At 72.8% G+C, this 20,157-nt stretch carries 18 protein-coding genes; 10 read left to right on the forward strand and 8 right to left on the reverse strand.

All coding sequences use genetic code 11. The features are described 5' to 3' along the window. The first annotated feature begins 104 nt into the window (after window positions 1-104). From DEJ51_RS00975 to DEJ51_RS00985, 3 genes are all read left to right on the forward strand, one after another. Window positions 105-1,664 carry an MFS transporter gene (locus tag DEJ51_RS00975; RefSeq protein WP_150255414.1) on the forward strand — a complete coding sequence of 520 codons (1,560 nt, stop codon included), beginning with the start codon at window positions 105-107 and terminating at the stop codon, window positions 1,662-1,664. Between the two features lie 52 nt (window positions 1,665-1,716). After that, complete coding sequence (locus DEJ51_RS00980) at window positions 1,717-2,157, forward strand: SRPBCC family protein (RefSeq protein ID WP_150255417.1); 441 nt, start codon at window positions 1,717-1,719, stop codon at window positions 2,155-2,157. 120 nt (window positions 2,158-2,277) lie between these two features. Further along, complete coding sequence (locus DEJ51_RS00985) at window positions 2,278-3,642, forward strand: carotenoid oxygenase family protein (RefSeq protein WP_150255419.1); 1,365 nt, start codon at window positions 2,278-2,280, stop codon at window positions 3,640-3,642. Between the two features lie 238 nt (window positions 3,643-3,880). Here the strand turns inward: DEJ51_RS00985 and DEJ51_RS00990 are convergent, their stop codons facing one another. Next, entirely contained in the window at window positions 3,881-4,237 is a 357-nt protein-coding gene (locus DEJ51_RS00990) for a carboxymuconolactone decarboxylase (RefSeq protein ID WP_150255420.1), read from the reverse strand. Window positions 4,238-4,477: 240 nt separating this feature from the next. Between DEJ51_RS00990 and DEJ51_RS00995 the strand changes: the two genes are divergently transcribed. Next, window positions 4,478-5,659 (forward strand): UDP-N-acetylglucosamine--N-acetylmuramyl-(pentapeptide) pyrophosphoryl-undecaprenol N-acetylglucosamine transferase, encoded by a 1,182-nt coding sequence (locus DEJ51_RS00995; protein WP_150255422.1) that lies wholly within the window; start codon window positions 4,478-4,480, stop codon window positions 5,657-5,659. A gap of 48 nt (window positions 5,660-5,707) precedes the next feature. Further along, complete coding sequence (locus DEJ51_RS01000) at window positions 5,708-6,547, forward strand: alpha/beta fold hydrolase (RefSeq protein WP_150255424.1); 840 nt, start codon at window positions 5,708-5,710, stop codon at window positions 6,545-6,547. Window positions 6,548-6,554: 7 nt separating this feature from the next. Here DEJ51_RS01000 and DEJ51_RS01005 read toward each other — a convergent pair whose 3' ends face one another. Together DEJ51_RS01005 and DEJ51_RS01010 are read right to left on the reverse strand one after the other, a co-directional pair. Further along, window positions 6,555-7,463 carry an NAD(P)H-binding protein gene (locus DEJ51_RS01005; RefSeq protein WP_150255426.1) on the reverse strand — a complete coding sequence of 303 codons (909 nt, stop codon included), beginning with the start codon at window positions 7,461-7,463 and terminating at the stop codon, window positions 6,555-6,557. Then, a complete protein-coding gene (locus tag DEJ51_RS01010) occupies window positions 7,460-7,900 on the reverse strand; it encodes a nuclear transport factor 2 family protein (RefSeq protein WP_150255427.1) in 441 nt (146 codons plus the stop codon). Before DEJ51_RS01010 ends, DEJ51_RS01005 begins: the two co-directional genes overlap by 4 nt. Before the next feature lie 96 nt (window positions 7,901-7,996). Between DEJ51_RS01010 and DEJ51_RS01015 the strand changes: the two genes are divergently transcribed. Beyond that, the gene (locus DEJ51_RS01015; protein WP_150255429.1) at window positions 7,997-8,608 is read left to right on the forward strand and encodes a TetR/AcrR family transcriptional regulator; all 612 of its coding nucleotides are present in this window, start codon (window positions 7,997-7,999) and stop codon (window positions 8,606-8,608) included. A 203-nt stretch (window positions 8,609-8,811) separates the two neighbouring features. On the opposite strand, the gene DEJ51_RS01020 is transcribed toward DEJ51_RS01015, so the two are convergent. From DEJ51_RS01020 to DEJ51_RS01030, 3 genes are all read right to left on the reverse strand, one after another. Next, window positions 8,812-9,120 (reverse strand): SHOCT domain-containing protein, encoded by a 309-nt coding sequence (locus DEJ51_RS01020; protein WP_150255431.1) that lies wholly within the window; start codon window positions 9,118-9,120, stop codon window positions 8,812-8,814. Window positions 9,121-9,148: 28 nt separating this feature from the next. Then, entirely contained in the window at window positions 9,149-9,625 is a 477-nt protein-coding gene (locus tag DEJ51_RS01025) for a DUF6325 family protein (RefSeq protein ID WP_150255433.1), read from the reverse strand. A gap of 119 nt (window positions 9,626-9,744) precedes the next feature. Next, window positions 9,745-10,395 (reverse strand): GAP family protein, encoded by a 651-nt coding sequence (locus DEJ51_RS01030; protein WP_150255435.1) that lies wholly within the window; start codon window positions 10,393-10,395, stop codon window positions 9,745-9,747. 176 nt (window positions 10,396-10,571) lie between these two features. Here DEJ51_RS01030 and DEJ51_RS01035 point away from each other — a divergent pair, with 176 nt between their 5' ends. The 3 genes from DEJ51_RS01035 to DEJ51_RS01045 all read left to right on the forward strand — a co-directional run bounded on the left by DEJ51_RS01035 (window position 10,572) and on the right by DEJ51_RS01045 (window position 14,727). Next, complete coding sequence (locus tag DEJ51_RS01035; RefSeq protein WP_150255437.1) at window positions 10,572-11,468, forward strand: YhjD/YihY/BrkB family envelope integrity protein; 897 nt, start codon at window positions 10,572-10,574, stop codon at window positions 11,466-11,468. Between the two features lie 91 nt (window positions 11,469-11,559). After that, complete coding sequence (locus DEJ51_RS01040) at window positions 11,560-12,993, forward strand: DUF2252 domain-containing protein (RefSeq protein WP_150261613.1); 1,434 nt, start codon at window positions 11,560-11,562, stop codon at window positions 12,991-12,993. Between the two features lie 87 nt (window positions 12,994-13,080). Then, window positions 13,081-14,727 carry an MFS transporter gene (locus DEJ51_RS01045; RefSeq protein ID WP_150255439.1) on the forward strand — a complete coding sequence of 549 codons (1,647 nt, stop codon included), beginning with the start codon at window positions 13,081-13,083 and terminating at the stop codon, window positions 14,725-14,727. Here the strand turns inward: DEJ51_RS01045 and DEJ51_RS01050 are convergent. Next, window positions 14,722-16,050 (reverse strand): hypothetical protein, encoded by a 1,329-nt coding sequence (locus DEJ51_RS01050; protein WP_223835607.1) that lies wholly within the window; start codon window positions 16,048-16,050, stop codon window positions 14,722-14,724. The two genes, DEJ51_RS01045 and DEJ51_RS01050, sit on opposite strands and share 6 nt — an antisense overlap. A gap of 463 nt (window positions 16,051-16,513) precedes the next feature. Between DEJ51_RS01050 and helR the strand changes: the two genes are divergently transcribed. Beyond that, window positions 16,514-18,676: an RNA polymerase recycling motor ATPase HelR gene (gene helR, locus DEJ51_RS01055; RefSeq protein ID WP_150255441.1), complete on the forward strand. Its 2,163-nt coding sequence runs from the start codon at window positions 16,514-16,516 to the stop codon at window positions 18,674-18,676. Here the strand turns inward: helR and DEJ51_RS01060 are convergent. Further along, window positions 18,663-20,084: a glycosyltransferase 87 family protein gene (locus DEJ51_RS01060; protein ID WP_223835608.1), complete on the reverse strand. Its 1,422-nt coding sequence runs from the start codon at window positions 20,082-20,084 to the stop codon at window positions 18,663-18,665. The genes helR and DEJ51_RS01060 overlap by 14 nt on opposite strands. Window positions 20,085-20,157 lie beyond the last annotated feature (73 nt).

A 20,157-nucleotide genomic window follows, 5' to 3' on the forward strand; every position in this document is an offset into this window, starting at 1 on the left:
CGCGCCCGCGGCAGGGGCGGGTGGACAGCTGCGGACAGGAGTGGACAGTGGCCGCACCCGCCAGGTCTGGATAGTGGACACCGTCCGCGCCGAGTCTGTGCGGCATGAACGTTGCACTCACGCAGACGGGCCGGGCCTCGGGCCGGGCCTCGGGCCGGGCCGGCGGCCCGGGAGCGGTGCTCGCCGCACTCGCCGCGGCCCAGTTCACCGTCATGCTCGCCACCTCGATCGTCAATGTGGCGCTGCCGCAGATCCGTGCGGGGGCCGGCCTCTCGGACAGCGGGACCACCTGGGTGGTCAACGCCTACGGTCTGGCGTTCGGGGCGCTGCTCCTGGCGGGCGGTCGGATCGCCGACCTGCTCGGCCGGCGCCGGGTGCTGACGGCGGGGCTCGCGCTCTTCGCGCTGGCTTCGGTGGCGGCCGGACTGACCACCTCCGCCGGCGTGCTGATCGCGGCCCGCGCGGTGCAGGGCGTGGGCGCCGCCGCGATCGCCCCTGCCGCGCTCGCCCTGGTGATGGACCGGTTCCCGCCCGGCCCCGGGCGCGGCAGGGCCCTGGGCGTGTGGGGCGCCGTCTCCGGTGCGGGGGCGGCGGGCGGTGTGCTGCTGGGCGGTCTGCTCACGCAGGTCTGGGGCTGGCCCTGGATCTTCCACATCGTCGCGCTCGGATCGGCGGCGGTGCTGGCGGCCGTGGTGGTGCTCGTACCCCGGGACGCCGCGGCGGGGGCGGGGGCGAACGCCGGACCCGGGGCCGAGCAGCCCGGCGGGCGGCAGCGCGGACGGTTCGATCTGCTGGGCACGGTCACCGTCACCCTGGCCCTTACCTGCCTGGTCTGGGGGCTGACCACCGCCCGCGGTGCCGGCTGGACCGGCGTCCCGGTCCTGGGCTCTCTCGGCGCGGCCGTCGTGCTGCTCGCGGCGTTCTGCGTGATCGAGCGCCGTCGGCCGGACGCCCTGGTCCCGCCGCGGCTGCTGACCGCCGGCCGGGTCGCCGCGGGCAACGTACTGATGGCGCTGCTGGGGTCCGTATGGATCGCCCTGTTCTTCTTCCTGCCGCTCTACCAGCAACAAGTCCTCGGCTCGGGTCCCTTGGCGACCGGGGTGGGACAACTCCCCCTCGCCCTGGCCCATATGATCGGCTCCGCCCTCGCCCCCCGGATCGCCCGGGTAGTCGGTGCCAGAGCGACCGTGACCGCGGCCCTGCTGACCGAGGCGGCCGGTCTGCTGTGGTTGTCGTGGATGCGGGCGGACGGAAGCTACCTCGTCGACGTCCTCGGACCGAGCATCCTGGTCGGACTGGGCCTGAGCATCGCCTTCGTCCAGCTCACCTCACTCGCCGTGGACGGCGTACCGCGCCAGGACACCGGACTCGCCGGCGGCCTCGTGAACACCACCCGACAGGTCGGCGGCGCCATCGGCCTCGCCGCCCTCGCCACCCTGGCCGGCTCCGTCACCCACCGCACACCCACCGGCACCCCACCCCTGGAAGCCCTCACCGCCGGCTACCAGGCCGCCTTCACCACCTCCGCCGCCCTCCTCGCCACCACCGCCCTCCTCGCACTCCTCCTCATGCGCCGCAGCGGGGCCTCCGGTCCGACCAGCACCGCGAGACCCGCCACGGAGCCGGGAGCCTCCCCGCTCTCTCCCACCGGTCCGGCCCGGTAGATCAGCCGGAGCCGCACCACCGACCCATCTCACCCAGACAGGAAGTACAGCCATGTTCACCATCGACGAGACCGCTCCCGTGATCGTCCGCCTGAGCACCGTGATCGACGCCCCGCTCACGACCGTGTGGGCGCTGCACACCGACGTCGCGGGCTGGCCCGCCTGGAACGCGGACATCGACCGGACGGACATCGACGGACCGCTGCTGACCGGCAGGTCCTTCAGCTGGCTCACCCACGGCCTGGACATCACCTCCACCGTGCGGGAGCTGGTCCCCGGGAAGCGGATCGTCTGGGGCGGGACCGTCGAGGGCATCGTCGGCATCCATGTGTGGGCCTTCGAGCAGTCCGACGCCGGGGTCGTCGTCCACACCGAGGAGTCCTGGAGCGGCGCCCCGGTCGACGCCGCGACCGACGAACTCGGCAAGGCGCTCCACGACTCCCTGGAGGGCTGGCTCGTCCGCCTCAAGGCCCGTGCGGAGCAAATCGCCTGACGAGGCATCACCTTCACCCTGCCGCGCGCCTGCGGTTCCACCCGCCCGCGCACCGCACATCCACGCATCCACGCATCTGCTCATCCGCTCATCCGCTCATCCACGAGAGGGATTTCCGCCATGACGACCACCCCGCCGTACCTGACCGGCCACTACACCCCCGTCGCCGAGGAGGTCTCCGCCTCCGGCCTGACCGTCGAGGGCACGCTGCCGCCCGAGCTGTCGGGCCGGCTGATCCGCAACGGCCACAACCCCAAGCCCGGTGTCACCCCCACCCACTGGTTCAAGGGCAGTGGCATGGTCCACGGCATCCGGCTGCGCGACGGTCGCGCCGAGTGGTACCGCAACCGCTGGGTCCGCACCCCCGCCCTCGACGGCGCGCCGTACATGACCGAACACGGCCCCGACCTGACCGCCAGCGTCGCCGGCACCCACGTCATCGAACACGCGGGACGCCTCCTGGCCCTGTGCGAGGCCAACCTCCCCTTCGAGCTCACCCCGGACCTCGACACCGTCGGCGCCTACGACTTCGGGGGGAAGCTGCGCACCGCCATGACCGCGCACCCCAAGGAGGACCCCTCGACCGGGGAACTCCACTTCTTCGCCTCCTCCCCCTTCCCGCCGTTCCTGACCTACTACGTCTCCGATGCCAAGGGCGCCATCACGCACAGCGCCGAGGTCCCCGGGGCGACCGCCGCACTCAAGCACGACTTCGCCGTCACCCGCGGCCACGTCGTGTTCGTCGAGGGCAACGTCACCTTCGACCACACCGAGAACTCCGGCATCCCCTACAGCTGGAACGACCACCAGCCCTCCCGAATCGGCGTCATGCCGCGCGGCGAGGACGGCGCCCGCCACACCCGCTGGTTCTCCATCGAACCGGGCAACATGCTCCACGTCGCCAACGCCTACGAGGACGGCCAGGGCCGCATCGTCCTGGAAGGACCCACCGTCGACCGCGAGGGCTTCCGGCTCTCCTGGAACTGGTGGGTCGGCGCACCCGGGCGCGGCAGCGAGCCGCTCGCCCGCTCCTACACCCGCCGCTGGGTCCTCGACCTGACCGCGGGCACCGTCGACGAGCAGATCATCGACGACCTCCCCGTCGAGTTCCCCACCCTCAACGAGGACTACCTCGGCGCCGAGAACCGGTACCAGTACGCCATCTCCTTCCCCGACGAGAAGGGCTTCGGCGGCTACGGCATCGTCAAGTACGACCGCACGACCGGTGCCCGCCGCATCCACCAGGTCGGCGACGCCCGGATGCCCAGCGAAGCGGTCTTCGTCCCCGCCGCCGGCACCGCCCGCGAGGACGACGGCTACCTCCTCACCGTCGTCTCCGACCTCAAGCAGAACGCCTCGCAGCTCCTCGTCCTGGACGCCGCCGGCCTCGACCGCATCGCCACCGTCCACCTCCCCCACCGCGTCACCGCCGGCGTCCACGGTTCCTGGATCCCCGACACCACTGAGGAGCGCTCGGCGGGCTGACCCTGGGCGGGGATGCGCCCGAGATCTGCCGCATCCACCACCGCCCACCCAGAACGGCCCTTCCCCCGGGGCCGGTTGCCGGAGCCGCGATCCGTTCGCGGCTCCGGCACACCTTCGTGTCAGCGCGCCGACGCGCAGCCGAGGAGGAAGAGCGCCTCGACGAGGGCCATGGTGCGGATCTCCGAGCCGGTGGGGCGGACCCCGCCGAGAACGGCGCGCGGGTCCGGGCGGGAACGGATCAGGACTTGTGGCGGCTCTCGGCTTCGGCGGCGGCCATGGCTTCGGCTTCGCTTTCGAGCATCGCTATGGCGACGCCGAACGCCTGGGCGATGTGGCCCGCGGCGGACATGACGCGCGCGGTGCCCACGACGGGGGCGATCGCGACGAGCACGTCCTGCAGCTGCTCGACGGTGAAGTCGGCCTTGACCGCGGGGCTGATGTGGGCCAGGTAGGAGATGGCCGGGGCGTCCATGGCGACGAGGGCGGCGATCCGGGTGGTGATGAGTGTCTTCTCGTCCATGCCGCAGTGCTCGATGGAGTCGATGGTCATCGCGGCGAGCGTGTCGAGAACGGGGGCGTCAGACCTGGTGGCCATGGCGGAACCGCCTTTCGGTGCTGAACTGGGCCGGGACGCGCCGGGCGTGACCGCGGGACCGGGAGCGTACCGGCGGGTTGCCGTTTCAGCGTAGGCGTCCCCCGGAGCCCGCGCCCGTTGGGCTGTCCGGGCGACGACCGGGTGCCCGGGCGGTGCTCCGGGGGACGCCCGTCGCGGTCCCTTCGCAGGTCCGCACGCCCCGTCGCGGGCGGCGGGAGGGACGGACAGTAGGGTGGCCGAATGGACGCTTCCTCGCTCTCCCGTCCCTTCCGGCTGCTCGTGACAGGCGGCGGGACCGGCGGTCACACCTACCCTGCCCTGACGGCGATCCGGACGTTGCGCAGCCGCCTGGCCGCCGACGGCTGCGCACTCGACGTGCTGTGGATCGGAACCGCGGACGGTCTGGAGGCGCGGGTCGCCCCGGCGGAGGGCATCGCGTTCAGGACGGTCGCCACGGGGAAGATCCGCAGGTCGGCGAATCCCCTGAAGATGCTCTCGGCGGCCAACGTCAAGGACATGGCGCGGGTGCCGCTCGGTGTGGCCCAGGCCCGTGCGATCGTCTCCGAGTTCCGGCCGGACGTGGTCCTGGCGACCGGCGGGTACGTGGCCGTCCCGGCGGGCCTGGCGGCCCGGTTGTGCAAGCGCCCCCTGGTGCTGCACGAGCAGACGGTCCGGCTGGGTCTGGCGAACCGGAAGCTGGCCGGCTCGGCGACCCGCATCGCGGTGTCCTCCGAGTCGTCGCTGCCGCTGCTGCCGGCCGAGGTGCGCGACCGGGCGGTCGTCACCGGCAACCCGGTGAGGCCCGAGATCCTGTCCGGGAACCCCGACAAGGCGTTCCAGGCACTGGACCTGTCCGGGTTCGACCGGCGCCTTCCGACGGTCTACGTCACCGGCGGGGCGCAGGGCGCCCAGCAGATCAACGGCGTCGTGCGGGAGGTGCTCCCGTGGCTGCTGGGCCACGCGAACGTGATCCACCAGTGCGGCCCGGCCAACGTCGACGGCCTCCGGTCCGCCGCCGCGGGTCTCGATCCGGCCCTCGCGGGCCGGTACCACCTGACGGGCTTCGTCGGGCCGGAGCTGCCCGACGTGCTGGCGCTCGCCGATGTGGTGGTGTCCCGGTCCGGGGCGGGGACGCTGGCGGAGCTGACCGCGCTGGGCAAGCCCGCGGTGTTCGTTCCGCTGGCCACCTCGGCCGGCAACGAGCAGGCGCACAACGCGCGCCACCTGGCCGACGCGGGCGCTGCGGTGGCCCTGCTCGGTGAGGTCACCGGGCGGACCCTCGCGGAGGCGGTCGGTCCGCTGCTGACCGACGCCGCCGGGCGCACGGCGATGGCGCAGCGCGCCCGGGCGTACGGGATGCCGGACGCCGCGGACCGGCTGGTGGACGTACTGCTGTCCGCCGCGGCGGAGGCCTCCGCCTGACCGGTGCCCCCCGTGCGCGCATCATGGGACGGGTGAGGAGGAGCAACGATGGCCGAGCAGGTGATCGAGGTGGACGGCATCGAGCTGTGCACCGAGTCCTTCGGCGATCCCGCCGATCCGCCCGTCCTGCTCGTCATGGGCCTGGGGGCTTCGATGCTCTGGTGGGAGGAGGGCTTCTGCCGGTTGCTCGCCGCGGGCGGACGTCTCGTGATCCGCTACGACCACCGCGACACCGGCCGGTCGGTCACCTACGGACCGGGCCGGCCCGGGTACACCACGGCGGACCTGGTCGCCGACGCCGTCCGCGTGCTGCGCGCCCATGAGGTCCCGGCCGCGCACGTCGTGGGCGTGTCGGCGGGAGGGGCCCTCGCGCAGCTGCTGGCGCTCGGTCACGCCGGCCGCGTGCTCTCCCTCGTGCTGATCAGCACTTCCGCCGCCGTGCCCGGGGACGCCGGACTTCCGCCGCCGACCGAGGAGTTCCTCCGGTTCGCCTCGGCCTCCCCCGCCGCAGGGGCGGATGGCGACCCGGTGATCGACCACCAGGTCGCCTATGCGCGCGTGCTCGCGGGCGGCCGGCGCCCGTTCGACGAGGCCGCCGCCCGCGACCTGGTCCGCCGCGACGTCGAGCGGGCGCGCGACTACGGGGCGGCCCGCAACCACGACCGGCTCACGGACGGCGAGGTCCCGCAGGCTCCGCTGTCCTCGATCTCCGTACCGACGCTGGTGATCCACGGGACCGCGGATCCGATGTTCCCGCTCCGGCACGGAGAGGCGCTCGCGGCAGCGGTTCCCGGGGGGCGGCTGCTGACCCTGGAGGGTGCCGGGCACGGGGTCGAGCGGGCCGACTGGGCGACCGTCGCCGCCGCGATCCTCGACCACACCGCCTGACGGGGGACTACCGGGCCGCGCCCGCCGGGGCGGGCCGGGCGGCGAGCTCCCGTACCGCGACCGTCCGGAAGTCGTGCGGCGGGCGGCCGGTGAGGCGGTGGACGGTGTCGGTCGTACGGTCCTCCGCCCCTTCGGCGATCGACCGGTCCATCGCGGCCAGCATCGTGGCGAACTCCGGGGGGACGGCGGCGGCCAGGCGCTCGCGCATGGCCTCGTAGGTGAGGTTCCGGTGGACCACCTGGCGGCCGGTGACCTCGGTGAGGAGTGCCGCGATGTCGTCGTGGCTCAGTGATTCCGGGCCGGTGAGGACCAGGTCCGTGCCGGGCGCGCGGTCGTCGGTGAGGGCGCGGGCGGCGACGGCGGCGATGTCGTCGGCGTCGACGAACCCGACGCGGCCGGCTCCGGCCGCGGTCATGATGACGCCTTCGGCACGGATGCTGTCGGCGTGGGCGTGTGTGCCGGTGAAGTTCTGCATGAACCAGGAGGGGCGCAGGACCGCCCATTCGCCGAACAGGCCGGGCAGGGCCCGGTGCACCTGTCCGACCGCCGGGCCGCCCTCGGTGATCGCCGAGGAGCTGAGCAGTACGGCGCGGCGTACGCCGGCGGCTCGGGCCTGGTCGAGGAAGGGCAGCATGACAGCGGCCGGGTCCGGGTCGCCGACGGGCGGTACGAGGTAGACGCGGTCGGCCCCGGCGAGGGCGTCGCCGAAGCTGGTGGGGTCGTACCAGTCGAAGCGGACCGGCTCGGCGCCGGGGAGCGGGGTGGCCCGGCGGCTGCCGGCCCTGACGCGCCGTCCGGCGGCGACGAGGTGCGCCGTGGTGCGGCTGCCGGTGGTGCCGGTGGCGCCGATGACGAGGGTGGTGCCGGTCGGGGCGGGCGTGCCGGCGGGGGCGGTCGGGGCGGAGGTCGCGGTCATCGGGCGCTGCTCCTCGTGGGGTCGGTCATGAAGGCCGCTCCGGGTTCGTGGACGGCAAGGGGGTTCCAGTAGTCGCGGTAGGAGGTGAACTTCCCGTCCTGGACGGTCACGACGGCGATGTAGGTCATGTCGAAGGGGCTCCCGGTCGCGACGAGCCGGCCCACTCCGCGCATCTCGGCCACGATGGTGGCCGGGTCGGTGGTCTCGTGGATCCGCAGGCCGGGGAAGTCGTGCAGGTCGATGTGTTCGGGATAGTCCCGCATGTACGCGGCGACGGCCTCCCGCCCTTCCAGCCGTCCGGGCCAGCCCGGAGGGGCGAAGGGGAACTCCATGACTCTGTGTTCGGCCCACAGGCCGACCCAGGAGGCGATGTCCTTGTCCAGGAGGTGGCGGAGGCTGCGGCGGTACAGATCCGGGGGCGACAGGGTTTCGGGCACGGCGGTTCTCCGTCCACTACGATACGGACCGACGGTCCGTTTCTCTTCGGGGAAAGATACGGACCGCCGGTCCGTTTCGCAACCGGAGGGAACCCGATGACCGTCGAACGCAAGCCGCGCAAGGACGCGGTCCGCAACCGGGCGGCCGTCTTCGCCGCCGCCGACACCCTCTTCGCCCACTGCGGCAGTCCCGAGGAGGTGACCATGGCCGACATCGCGGCGGCCGCCGGCGTCGGCAAGGCGACGCTCTTCCGCGCCTTCGGTGATCGTGACGGACTGATCCGCGCGCTCTACGGGGCACGGCTCGAACCGATCCGGGAAGCGGTCGGGCAGGGCCCGCAGCCGCTGGGGCCGTCCACGCCGGCGCCCCTGCGCGTACCGGCCCTGCTGGACGCCCTCCTGTGCTTCAAGCTCGACAACCGCCACCTCGCCCTGGCACTGGAGGGCAGCGGCGCGGACAGCCCCTACCGGACGGAGCACTACGAGCAGTGGCACACCCTGCTCCGGGACCTGCTGCGGCTCGTCCCCGGTTCGGCCGACCCGGAGTTCTCCGCCCACGCCCTGCTCGCGGCCACCAGGGCCGACCTGGTCGCGTATCTGGCCGGCGAGAAGGGCCTGCCCCGCGAGGAGCTCCGGGCCCAGCTGGCGGGCTTCACCGCCGCGGTCCTCGGCGCCCGGGCGGAACGAGGGCCGACCGACGGGCCATGACCCCCTGCCCCCGGGGGTACGCGGCGGTGCGCGGGCGGGGCCGGCGGGCGTACGGCCAGGTCCGGACGGTACGGCCCCAGCGCGAGCCGGGGGACGAGGGCCACCCCCTCGCGGCCGCACGCACCGACCCGGCCCGCGCACCACGGAGCAGGGGTACGGACCGGACGACCGGTCCGTACCCCTGCTCCGTGCGGCTCTCGCTCTCAGCCCAGCAGCCGGCGCTTCTGCTCGGCGAATTCCGTCTCGGTCAGCACACCCTGTTCCTTGAGGGTGCTGAGCTGCTTCAGCTGCTCGATCTTGGTCGTCATGTCGTCGGCCGGCGGTGCCGCAGGAGGCGGGGGCGGCGCCGCTGCCGCCTGCTGCTGGGCCAGCTGCTGTTGCTGGGCCTGCTGTTGCTGGGCTTCCTGCTGCGCCCATCGCCCGCCCTGGCGGCGGGACACACGGTTGGACACCGCGGTGGCGGTGCCCGCGATGACGGCGGTGCGGGCGACCCCGCGAAGGAGTCCGGGCATGGGGCTCATCTCCAGGCTGTGGGGGGCTTCACTCTCCGGCGGGCGGGTCCTCCAGGGCGTCCAGCGACGCCAGGAGGGCCTGCACGGGAATCCGTCCGGCGGCGACGAGCTGCGCTCCGCCGCGTCGCAGGGCGCGGGCGAAAGGTGCCGCCCAGGTGTTCTCGTACACGATGACCCCGGCCGAGCTCCCGGGTTCCAGGGCGGCGGCGGCCTCCTGGATGTCGCCGCCGTCGAGCAGGCCGGACGACGCCCCTTCGAACACGGTGAGGTCGATCTCGCCTCCGCCGAGGTCCTGGAGCTCCAGCGCGGTCACCGTGCCGTCCTCCTCCTTGCGGACGAAGGCGAAGTCGAAGATGCGGATGATGCCCCGGTCGACGAGGTCGACGAGGATCGGGAACCCCTCGCCCGTCATCCGGTTGCCCGGGAACTCGACCACGATGTAGTCGACCGGGCCGAGTTCGTCGATGTCTCCGAAATCGGCCCGCGGCTCGGTCTCGCTGCTCATGGCAGCTCCTGTCGCAGAGGCGGAAAGGTCATTTCATTCCAGCACGCCACCCGCACCCGCGCATGTCTGGCCGGTCCCGCCGACCGGTCGGGCGATCACCTGGTCAGCTGGTCAGCTGGTCAGCTGGTCAGCTCGTAGATGCTCTGCGCGGTCAGCCACAGGCCGAGCAGCAGACAGAGGAACACGATGGCCTCGTCCTTGTGCCCCTCCATCCAGGCACGCATCCGCAGCAGCCGGGCCTGGGCGGCTTCCGGTGCGAACACCATGTACAGCTCCGCGGCCAGCAGGCTGGAGCTGGCCAGGAGACAGAAGCCGAACAGGGCGATGAACGTGGTCGCGTGCGAGGTGTCGGCCTCGACCACGGTCGTCGCGCCCGCCGCGACCATGCCCCACGGCTGGATCAGCACGGCCAGGCCCGCTGCGGCCCACACCGAGCCGACGTCCACCCGTGAGGACTTCGCGGTGGTGTCGCGGGCGGCCTTCGACTTCCTCCGGCGGTAGCGGCGCACTCCGTAGACCACCAGCGACACCCCGATGGCCAGCTTGGCCGCGAGCGCGACCACACCCGGCGGGGACCGGGGAGCCGGAGGCTCACCGCCGGTCAGCGCCAGCACGATCGCGATCACGGCGACGAGGTTGGCCAGCCACGCCAGGATGAAGGCGAGCCCCTTCCACACGCCCCTGGAGGAGGACACCACGAGGATGAACGCCATCAGGGGCAGCGGGTAGAGGGCGATGGCCAACGCGATGAGCATGAGGTCGAGGACCATGGCGCCCCCAATCGTGCGACGCCTACGACACTACGCACCGGACCGGGCGCCGACACCTCGGGCCCATCGAGATGCCGCCTTCGGCCGCGTCCACCAACCTGGACCCAGACGAAGGAGGCCGCCATGACGACGACCCGGCATCCGCCGTCCGTGCCGCATGCCGCTGCGGGCCGCTGATGCGGTCGGAGCGCAGGGCACGGTGGCGCGAGCGCTCCCGGGAGCTGACCGCGGCTGCCAAACGGGCGCAGGTACGGGCCGAGACCCGGTTCCCCGTGATCACCCACGTCACGGAACGCATGATCGGCGTGAACATCTTCGACTCCGCCACCCGGTTGGCCGCCCAGTGCTTCCTGACCGCCGTGCCGCTGCTCTTCGTCGTCGCCTCGTTCGCCCCGGAGGGGGTGCGCGACCAGCTGGTCTCCTCCGTACGCACGATGTTCGGGCTCACCGGTCAGGCGAGCGACCAGCTGGACGCCGTGTTCGACGGATCCGGCGAGGAGGACATCCGCAACGCCGTGGGAGCGGTCGGCGCCGTGATCGTGCTGCTGTCGGCGACCGCGGTGAGCCGTGCCATGCAGCGGCTGTGCAAACGTGCGTGGCAGATCCCGCGGGGCGGGACGCGGGTCGCGATCTGGCGCTGGTTCGCGTGGATCCTCGCCTGGATCGTCCTGCTGACGTTCCAGGGGCCGGTCCGTGACGGATTCGGACTCGGCCTGTGGCTCGGGATCCCCCTCACGCTCCTCCTCCAGACGCTGGCGTGGTGGTGGAGCCAGCACCTCCTGCTGGGCGGCGTGATCCGCTGGCCCCCGCTGCTGCCCGGCGCGCTCATCACGGCCGCCGCGGTGACCGCACTGTCGCTGGGCGCACGGGTGTACATGCCGAACGCCCTCAACCGGTCGCTCGCCACGTACGGGTCCACCGGATCGGTGTTCGTCGTCCTGTCGTGGCTGATCGTGCTGTGCGTGGCGGTCGCCATCGGCATCACCCTGGGCGCCGCGCTGGCACAGGAGCCGTACCTGGCCAGGCGACTGGGCAGCCCGGCGCCGGGCGGGCGACAGCAGGAGAGTGACTGAGGAACCTGCGGGCGCCCGCGGGGCAGCGTCGTGGGGCGAGTGCCATGCTGGGAGACAAGGATCCTGGAGGCCGGGAGGTCCGACGATGACGATGCGCGACACGGCCGCGACCGCGGCCCCGGCCGCGGCGGACGACGGTCCCCGGCTCTCGGCGAAGGACCGGGCCGTGAACGGCCGCGCCGCCCGGGCCGCGACTCCGCGATCCGCCCACGGTGACTTCGAGCCGTCGTCCGACCGGGCGGACCCGATGGACGTGATCGAGCAGCAGTCCGCCACCCGGCTGCGGGAGCTGGTGCCGATCCGCTACGGCCGGATGGCGGAGTCGCCGTTCCGCTTCTACCGCGGAGCCGCCGCGATCATGGCCGGGGACCTGGCCGGCACACCCGACTCGGGTATCCGGGCCCAGCTGTGCGGCGACGCCCACATGCTGAACTTCCGGCTGCTCGGCTCGCCGGAACGGAACCTGCTGTTCGACATCAACGACTTCGACGAGACGCTGCCCGGGCCCTGGGAATGGGACGTCAAGCGCCTGGCAACCAGCCTGGTCATCGCCGGCCGGGAGAACGGCTACTCCGACAGCGAGCGCGCGTCGATCGTGACGTCGGCGGTGCGCGGCTACCGGGAGCAGATGCGCGCGTTCGCCGACATGCGCACCCTCGACGTCTGGTACGCGAGGGTGGACGAGACGCACCTCCAGGCGCTGGCGGAGGGTTCCCTCCACACCCGCGGCCGCAAGAACGTGTCCGAGGCGCTGAGCAAGGCGCGTGGGCGGGACAGCCTGCAGGCGTTCGAGAAGCTGACCGAGGTGGTCGACGGCCGACGCCGCTTCGCCGCCGTACCGCAGCTGATCACACCGGCTTCCGAACTGCTGCCGGGGCAGGGGCGGGATTCGGTCGAGGACCAGATCCGGGACGTCGTGGGACGGTACAAGCTCAGTCTCCAGACGGACCGCAGACACCTGCTCCAGCAGTACTCCATCGTCGACATGGCCCGCAAGGTGGTGGGCGTCGGCAGTGTCGGCACCCGCTGCTGGATCGTCCTGCTGCTGGGCCGCGACGGCGATGACCCGCTGATCCTGCAGGCCAAGGAGGCCGGTGACTCGGTGCTCGCCGCGTACGCGGGCCCCAGCGAGTACGCCACCGGGGGCGAACGGGTGGTGGCCGGCCAGCGGCTGATGCAGGCGGCGAGCGACATCTTCCTCGGCTGGCAGCAGACGCACGGGCTCGACGGCCTCGAACGGAGCTTCTACGTACGCCAGCTGCGCGACTGGAAGGGCATCGCCGAACCCGCCCGAATGGTGCCGCGCGGCATGCGGGTCTTCGCCGGCCTGTGCGGCGTGACCTTGGCGCGGGCGCACGCCCGGTCCGGTGACCGGATCGCCATCGCGGCGTACCTGGGCGGTAGCGACGTCTTCGACCGGGCGCTCGTGCGGTTCGCGGAGAGCTACGCCGACCTCAACGAGCTCGACCACCAGCGTCTGCTGGACGCCATCGCGTCCGGGCGGGTGACCGCCGTCGCGGCCTGAGCCGGACCGGGCCGTCGCTTCGGCCAGTCGGCTGACACGGCGGGCGAGGTGCCCGGCCGGCCACCACGGCCGTGGCACTGTGCGCGCATGACAGCGGCACAGGCGGGCCCTGCCGGTACGGCCGGGAACGCGGGGAACACGAAGCTCATCCTGCTGACCCTCGCGGCCGGACAGTTCCTGATGGCCCTGGACAGTTCGGTGATGAACGTGTCGATCGCCACCGTGGCGGAGGACATCGGCACCACGGTGAGCGGTATGCAGGGCGCGATCACGGCGTACACGCTGGTGATGGCCATGCTCATGATCAGCGGGGGCAAGGTCGGCGCTCTCATCGGCCGCAAACGGGCTTTCATGATCGGCTGCGTCATCTACGGACTCGGTTCCCTGACCACCTCGCTCGCACCGAACCTGACGGTCCTGCTGCTGGGCTGGTCGTTCCTGGAGGGCGTGGGAGCGGCGCTGATCCTGCCGGCGATCGTGGCGCTCGTCGCCTCGAACTTCGGCAAGGCCCAACGGCCCGCCGCCTACGGCCTGGTCGCGGCGGCGGCAGCGGTGGCGATCGCGGTCGGACCGCTCATCGGCGGCTTCGCGACCACCTTCTTCTCCTGGCGCTGGGTGTTCGCCGGCGAGGTCGTGATGGTCCTCGTCATCCTGCTGCTGGCCCGGCGGATCGCCGACGCGCCCCCGGAGCACCGGCCGCGGATCGACGTACTCGGCGCGCTCCTGTCCGCGGCGGGCATCGGGCTGTTCGTGTTCGGCATCCTGCGGACCAGCGAATGGGGCTGGTTCCGGCCCAAGGCCGGGGGGCCCTCGTGGTTCGGCGTCTCGCCCGTCGTCTGGCTGGTGCTGGCCGGGCTGATGCTGGTCTGGCTGTTCTTCCGCTGGGAGGCCCGGCTGGCGGCGCGGGGCGCCGAACCGCTGGTCGATCCGGACCTGCTCAAGAACCGGCAGCTCTCCGGCGGGCTGACGATGTTCCTCTTCCAGTACCTCGTGCAGATGGGCGTGTTCTTCGTCGTCCCGCTCTACCTGTCGGTGGCGCTCGGCCTGTCCGCCCTCCATACGGGCGCGCTGATCCTGCCGCTCTCCATCACGCTGCTGGCCGCCGCGATCGGGGTGCCCAGATTCCGCCCGAACGCTTCACCCCGGCGTGTCGTGCGGTGGGGGATCCTGGCGATGTTCGCCGGCGCCGTCATCCTCATGGCGGCCCTCACCCCGGACTCCGGCGCGGGGGTCGTCACCGTGCCCATGCTGCTCATCGGGCTCGGGATCGGGCTGCTCGCCTCACAACTCGGGGCCGTGACCGTGTCGGCCGTACCGGACGAGAAGAGCGCCGAGGTCGGTGGCATCCAGAACACCGTCACCAACCTCGGCGCCTCGATCGGCACCGCACTCGCCGGGTCGATCATGATCGCCGTGCTGACGAATTCGTTCCTCACCACCATCGACCAGAACCCGGCGGTGCCGGCCGACGTGAAGACCCGGGCGCACACCGCCCTCGCGGGCAGTGCCCCGTTCCTGTCGGACGAGCAGCTCCGCGAAGCCCTCGAAGCGGCGGGCACGGACCCGGTGGTGTCCCAGGCGGCGCTCGACGCGAACGAGGAGGCACGGATCGAAGGGCTGCGGGCCGCGCTCGCCCTCCTGGCCCTGGCGGCCCTGCTCGCCCTCTTCTTCACCCAGCGCATCCCGGTGGCCCAGCCGGGCTCGGCACGTGGCCCGGCCGACGCCCCGTCATGACGGGTGGGGACTCGGGGGACCCGGGGGGCTCGGGGCGGGGGGCGTCTCGTCCGCGGGGACGCCGGTGTCCTCGGCGAGGAAGTCCACGACCGCGAGGGCGAAGAGCAGGGCGAGGGCGAGACCCACGACCACCCAGCCGGTCGGGTAGGACCACAGGATGTAGACGATGGCGGCGATCGCGACCAGGCCCCAGGTGAACCAGGCGCGGTGGCGCCGGATGAACGGCCCCACCGGACCGGTGCGCAGGCCCAGCCGGTCGGCCGTGGCACGTGTGGCGACGATGCCGGAGTGCCAGATCTGGCGGACCGCCGTGGCGTACTTGCCCGGACCGGACAGCCAGGCGGCGAGGGCGATCACGATGCCGAGGACCACGACCATGCGGATCGTCGTGCGCAGGAGCCGGATCATCGCATCGTAGACGGAGCCGGCCGCGGCCTGGTTGACGGTGTCCGGGAGGGCGTTGAGGTAGACGGTGCGGAAGACGGTCAGGCCGAGGCCGAGGACGGCGGCGGCGAACGCGACCGCGAGGGCCGCGGTGACCAGGACGCGCCGCCGGTGAGCGGAGAGCAGGACGCCCGCGGCGACGAGCAGGATGGCGATGATCGGCAGCCACAGACCGAGGATCTCAAGGAGCTTGAAGCCCGTCTTGACCCGGCCGATGTCGTTGGACTGCACGACGGTGAAGTCGGTGTGGATCTCGGGGATCTTGGCCGCGACGCCCATCCCGGCGTCCACGAGCCGCGTCTTGACCTGTTCGATCACCGGCGCGAGGTCGATGGTCACGGCGTCGTTCTTGATCTCCACGGCGCCGTCACCGCTGCCGGTCAGGGCTTTGACGAGCGAGGCGTGGATCGTACGGTTGGCGTTGGTCCAGATCGTCTCGAACTGGGGCGACGCGATGACGTCCTGCGCCTTCTCCTTCACGAAGCTGCTGACCGCGCCCTCCAGCGAGCCGCCGAGCTTGCCCAGGGCCTTCTGGAGCAGCGGCCGCTGGTCGGGGGCCACGTCCTCCAGCAGGGTCTCCAGGTCGAGGTGCTCCATGAGGGCGGCCGTGACGCGGTTCGCGGCGGCCGCCTGGACATCCGCGTCGGAGGCCAGCGGGGCGACCGTGGAGACGTAGCGGTCCGTGTTCCCCACGATGCTGGACGTCCAGGAGGCCACGATGCCGAGCGGGGCCAGCACGCAGCCGATGATGATCAGCACTGCGGACAGCAGCGACTTCATGCGGTGCTTCGGAGGGGGCCGGCGCGCGACCTCCGCTTCCAGGGTTGCGACCCTGGCCCGCAGCGCCGCGAGTTCGCCCGCGCTCTCGTCACCCTGCATGGCTGACCTCCTAGGGGGCGGGAGCCGTGAACCCCTCGGGACTTCGGTGGACGACGCTGAAGCCGTGCCAAGGCAGGCGGTGGCGGCTCTCCTTGCCCCACAGCCTGCCCCGGCGGGCAGGGCGCGGCATCCGCAGTTCGGCCGTACGGATGAACGGGGCAGGGCGCCTGGGCCACAGGCCGGCGGGTACGCGGAAGTGGGCGCGCCACGCGCAGTCATACGGGAGGGGGAGGACGTCCGTACCGGGCGGACGATCAGGGGAAGGGAGGAGTACCCACTCCTTTCCACTCTCAAGTTATAACGCACAGGGGGGCTTGCGGCAAGGCCCCACTCGTACCGCAGAATCGCTCCTCGAAGCCAGGACCTGCGAAAACGGGAGATCCCCCTCGTGCATGCGCTGTTGTCGGTTGACGGGTCGTTCGATGAGTTCGCGGGTGTACCGCCGCAGATCGGAGCTACTGATATGACCTCCCTGACCACCAGTGCGTTCGACCTTCCCGCCCGCCTCTCCCCCAAGGCCGACCCGGCGCTGATCGGCGCCGACGAGAAGCACTTCGCGGCCGTCGCGGCGAGCCTCGGACAGACCGTCGCCGAGCTGTCCGACCGCCTCGAAGCCCTGCGCAGGGCCCCCGGCGGCCTGGGACGGGAGGCGATGGACCGGGACGTGGAGATCCACCGGCTGACGGGCCGTCTGCGGGCGCTGCGTCGCTTCGGGTTGGACCTGTGCCTCGGGCGCATGGTCCTCGACGGCGACCCCGAGCCCGTGTACATCGGGCGGCTCGGCCTCACCGACGGTGCGGGGAGCCGGCTGCTGATCGACTGGCGCTCGCCCGCGGCCGAGCCGTTCTTCGCCGCGACCCACGCCGACCCGATGGGTCTGGCGAGCCGCCGCAGGTACCGCTGGACCGGCGGCCGGGTCGGGGACTACTGGGACGAGGTGTTCACCGCCGACGGGTTCGAGGGGCACGCCGCGCTCGACGACCAGTCCGCCTTCATCGCCGGACTGGGCAGCAGCCGGTCGCCGCGGATGCGTGACGTGCTCGCCACCATCCAGTCCGACCAGGACGCCGTCATCCGCGCGGGTTCCCGTGGCGCCCTCGTCGTCGACGGCGGTCCGGGCACGGGCAAGACGGTGGTGGCCCTGCACCGCACGGCCCATCTCCTCTACTCCGACCCGCGCCTCGGCCACCGCCGCGGCGGCGTGCTGTTCGTCGGTCCGCACCAGCCCTACCTGGCCTACGTCGCCGATGTGCTGCCCAGCCTCGGCGAGGAGGGCGTACAGACGTGCACCGTGCGGGACCTCGTCGCCGAGGGGGCCGCGGCGAGCGCCGAGGCCGACCCGCGGGTGGCGTTCCTCAAGTCGTCGGCGGACATGGTCAAGGCGGTCGAGAAGGCCGTGCGGATCTACGAGGAGCCGCCCACCGAGGGGATGACGGTCACGACGCCCTGGTCCGACGTCTGGCTGAGCCCGGACGACTGGGCCGAGGCCTTCGGGGCGGCCGCCGGTACGCCGCACAACGAGGCGCGCGAGCAGATCTGGGAGGAGCTGGTGACGATCCTGCTCGACAAGTTCGACGACGAGGACCTCTCGCCCGACCTGCTGCGCAGATCCCTGCGGTACGACGAGGAGCTGGCCGGGACCCTCGACCGGGCGTGGCCGACGATCGACGCGGCCGATCTCGTCGGGGACCTGTGGTCGGTGCCGTCCTACCTGCGGATGTGCGCCCCGTGGCTCGCCCGCGAGGACGTGGCGCTGCTGCAGCGCGCGGACGCCCAGGCCTGGACGGTGTCCGACCTGCCGCTCCTGGACGCGGCGCGGCAGCGGCTCGGCGACCCGGAGTCGGCGCGGCGGCTGCGGCGGCGCAGCGCCGCGGTGGCGGCCGAGCGTGAGCGCATGGCCGGAGTCATCGACGACCTGCTCGCGGCCGACGACGACGGTGAGGGCGCCGTGACGATGCTGCGCGGCAAGGACTTGCAGGACAGCCTGGTCGACGAGGGCGCGCTGCCCGGTGCGGACCCGGACCTGCTCGCCGGACCGTTCGCGCACGTGGTCGTGGACGAGGCCCAGGAACTGACCGACGCGGAGTGGCAGATGCTGCTGCTGCGCTGCCCGTCCCGGAGCTTCACCATCGTCGGGGACCGCGCCCAGGCCCGGCAGGGGTTCACCGAGTCCTGGCGGGAGCGGCTGGAGCGGATCGGGTTCGACCGGATCGACGTGGCCTCCCTCGGCATCAACTACCGGACGCCCGAGGAGGTCATGGCGGTGGCGGAGCCGGCCATCCGGGAAGCGCTCCCGGACGCCAACGTGCCGGCCTCGGTCCGCAGCAGCGGCGTTCCCGTCGTCCACGGCTCCGCCGAGGACCTGGACGCGGTCCTCGACGGCTGGCTCGACGCGCACGCCGACGGGGTCGCCTGTGTCATCGCCGCCGAAGGCAGCGGGGCCGGTGCCCACCGGGAGGGTGCCCGGGTCCGGTCGCTCACGCCCGGTCTGTCGAAGGGGCTGGAGTTCGACCTCGTCGTCCTCGTCGACCCGCAGACCTTCGGTACGGGGATCGCGGGAGCGGTCGACCGCTATGTCGCGATGACCCGGGCGACGCAGCGGCTCGTCGTCCTCACGCGTTCCTGACCGGCTCGTGGGACCGGTCCGCCCCGGCGCCCGGCCGGCCGGACCCGCGCCGCCGCCGGAGCGCCGCGGCCACGAGGATCACCGCGACCGCGGCTCCGTACGCGGTGGCGCTCAGCGCCGGCCGGTGGCCGAGGACCGGCGCGAGGAGGTAGCAGGCCGCGCCCGCGAGGGCGATGCCGAGCCATTCCCAGCGTCCGTCCAGGGCCACGAGGGCGATCAGGAGCAACGCGTACCAGGAGTAGCCGGGGGTGAGGAGCGCGAAGGCCCAGCCGGTGACCAGGAGGGCGCCGCTCCACGGGCGCCGGGGGTCGCCGCGCCACATCACGTACAGGGACACGCCAGCCATGGCGGCGAGGAGCACCGGGAGCGCCCAGCTGTCGGGCAGGAGGAGGCGCAGCAGGGCGTAGCGGGAGCCGTCCGAGGGGTCGTCGTAGCCCTCCTCGTCCACGTAGCCGCCGAGGTAGCCGAGGACGGAGCCGTGCGAGAGGAGGACGTAGGGGAGGTAGGCCAGCAGGGTGAAGGCGGCGGCGGGGACCAGGACGGCGGCCGCGTCGCGGACCCGGCGCACCCCGGACAGCGCGCCCGGCAGGACGACCGCGGGCATGAGTTTGGTGGCGACGGCGGCGCCGAGCACCAGGCCTCCGGCGGCCCGGCGGCGCAGGCCGCGCTCCGCGACGAGACCGAGACCGGTCACGGCGAGCAGCACGCCGAGCACGTCCACGTGCGCGTTGTTCACGGCTTCGATCGGTACGGCGGGACACCAGGCCCAGTACGCGGCGTGGCGCGGGTCCCCGCCCCGGCGGCGCAGGATCAGCAGCAGCGCGCCCGTCACACCGAGGGAGAGGAGCCCGGCCCCGGTCTGGAGCGGCTTGTGCCGGGCTCCGGCCGGGGAGAGCCGGTCGACCACCAGGAAGTACGCCTCGGCCACGGGCGGGTAGATGGTGTGCACGGCGGGCCGGTTGATGCGGGTGCAGTGCGGGACGGGCCCGCCGCCGGGAATCGGGGCGCGGTCCGGTCCCGTGCAGGCGGCGCCCGTCGGGAAGAGCCAGGGGTCCCGCAGGCGGGCCGGTTCCGGGTCCTGCGGGGCGTGGTCGTACGGGGAGATGCCGGCCGACTGGACGCGGCCGTCCCAGGCGTAGCGGTAGGAGTCGGTGCTGGTACGGGGCGGTGCCACCAGCCCGGTCACGGCGACGGCGACGGCTCCGGCGAGGAGCAGGGGCACGACGCGGTCGGCCGGGACCCCGCGCAGCGCGAGCAGGGCGAGGGCGAACAGCGCCCAGCAGACCGCGTACCGGAGGAACAGCCCCACGGAGTCGGTGAAGTAGCCGTCGTGGCGGATGGCCAGGACGAGGACGGCGGTCAGGGCGGCGAGGGCCGCGAGTGCGGTCGGGACGGTGCGCGGTTTCACCCCCGCAGCGTTCCAGCAACGGCTGCGGATGGGGCGTGCGCCGTCCCGCACGTCCGCATTCCGTAAGGTGTCC

Origin of the sequence: Streptomyces venezuelae (assembly GCF_008642275.1) — a bacterium.
Classification (GTDB): Bacteria; Actinomycetota; Actinomycetes; order Streptomycetales; family Streptomycetaceae; genus Streptomyces; species Streptomyces venezuelae_E.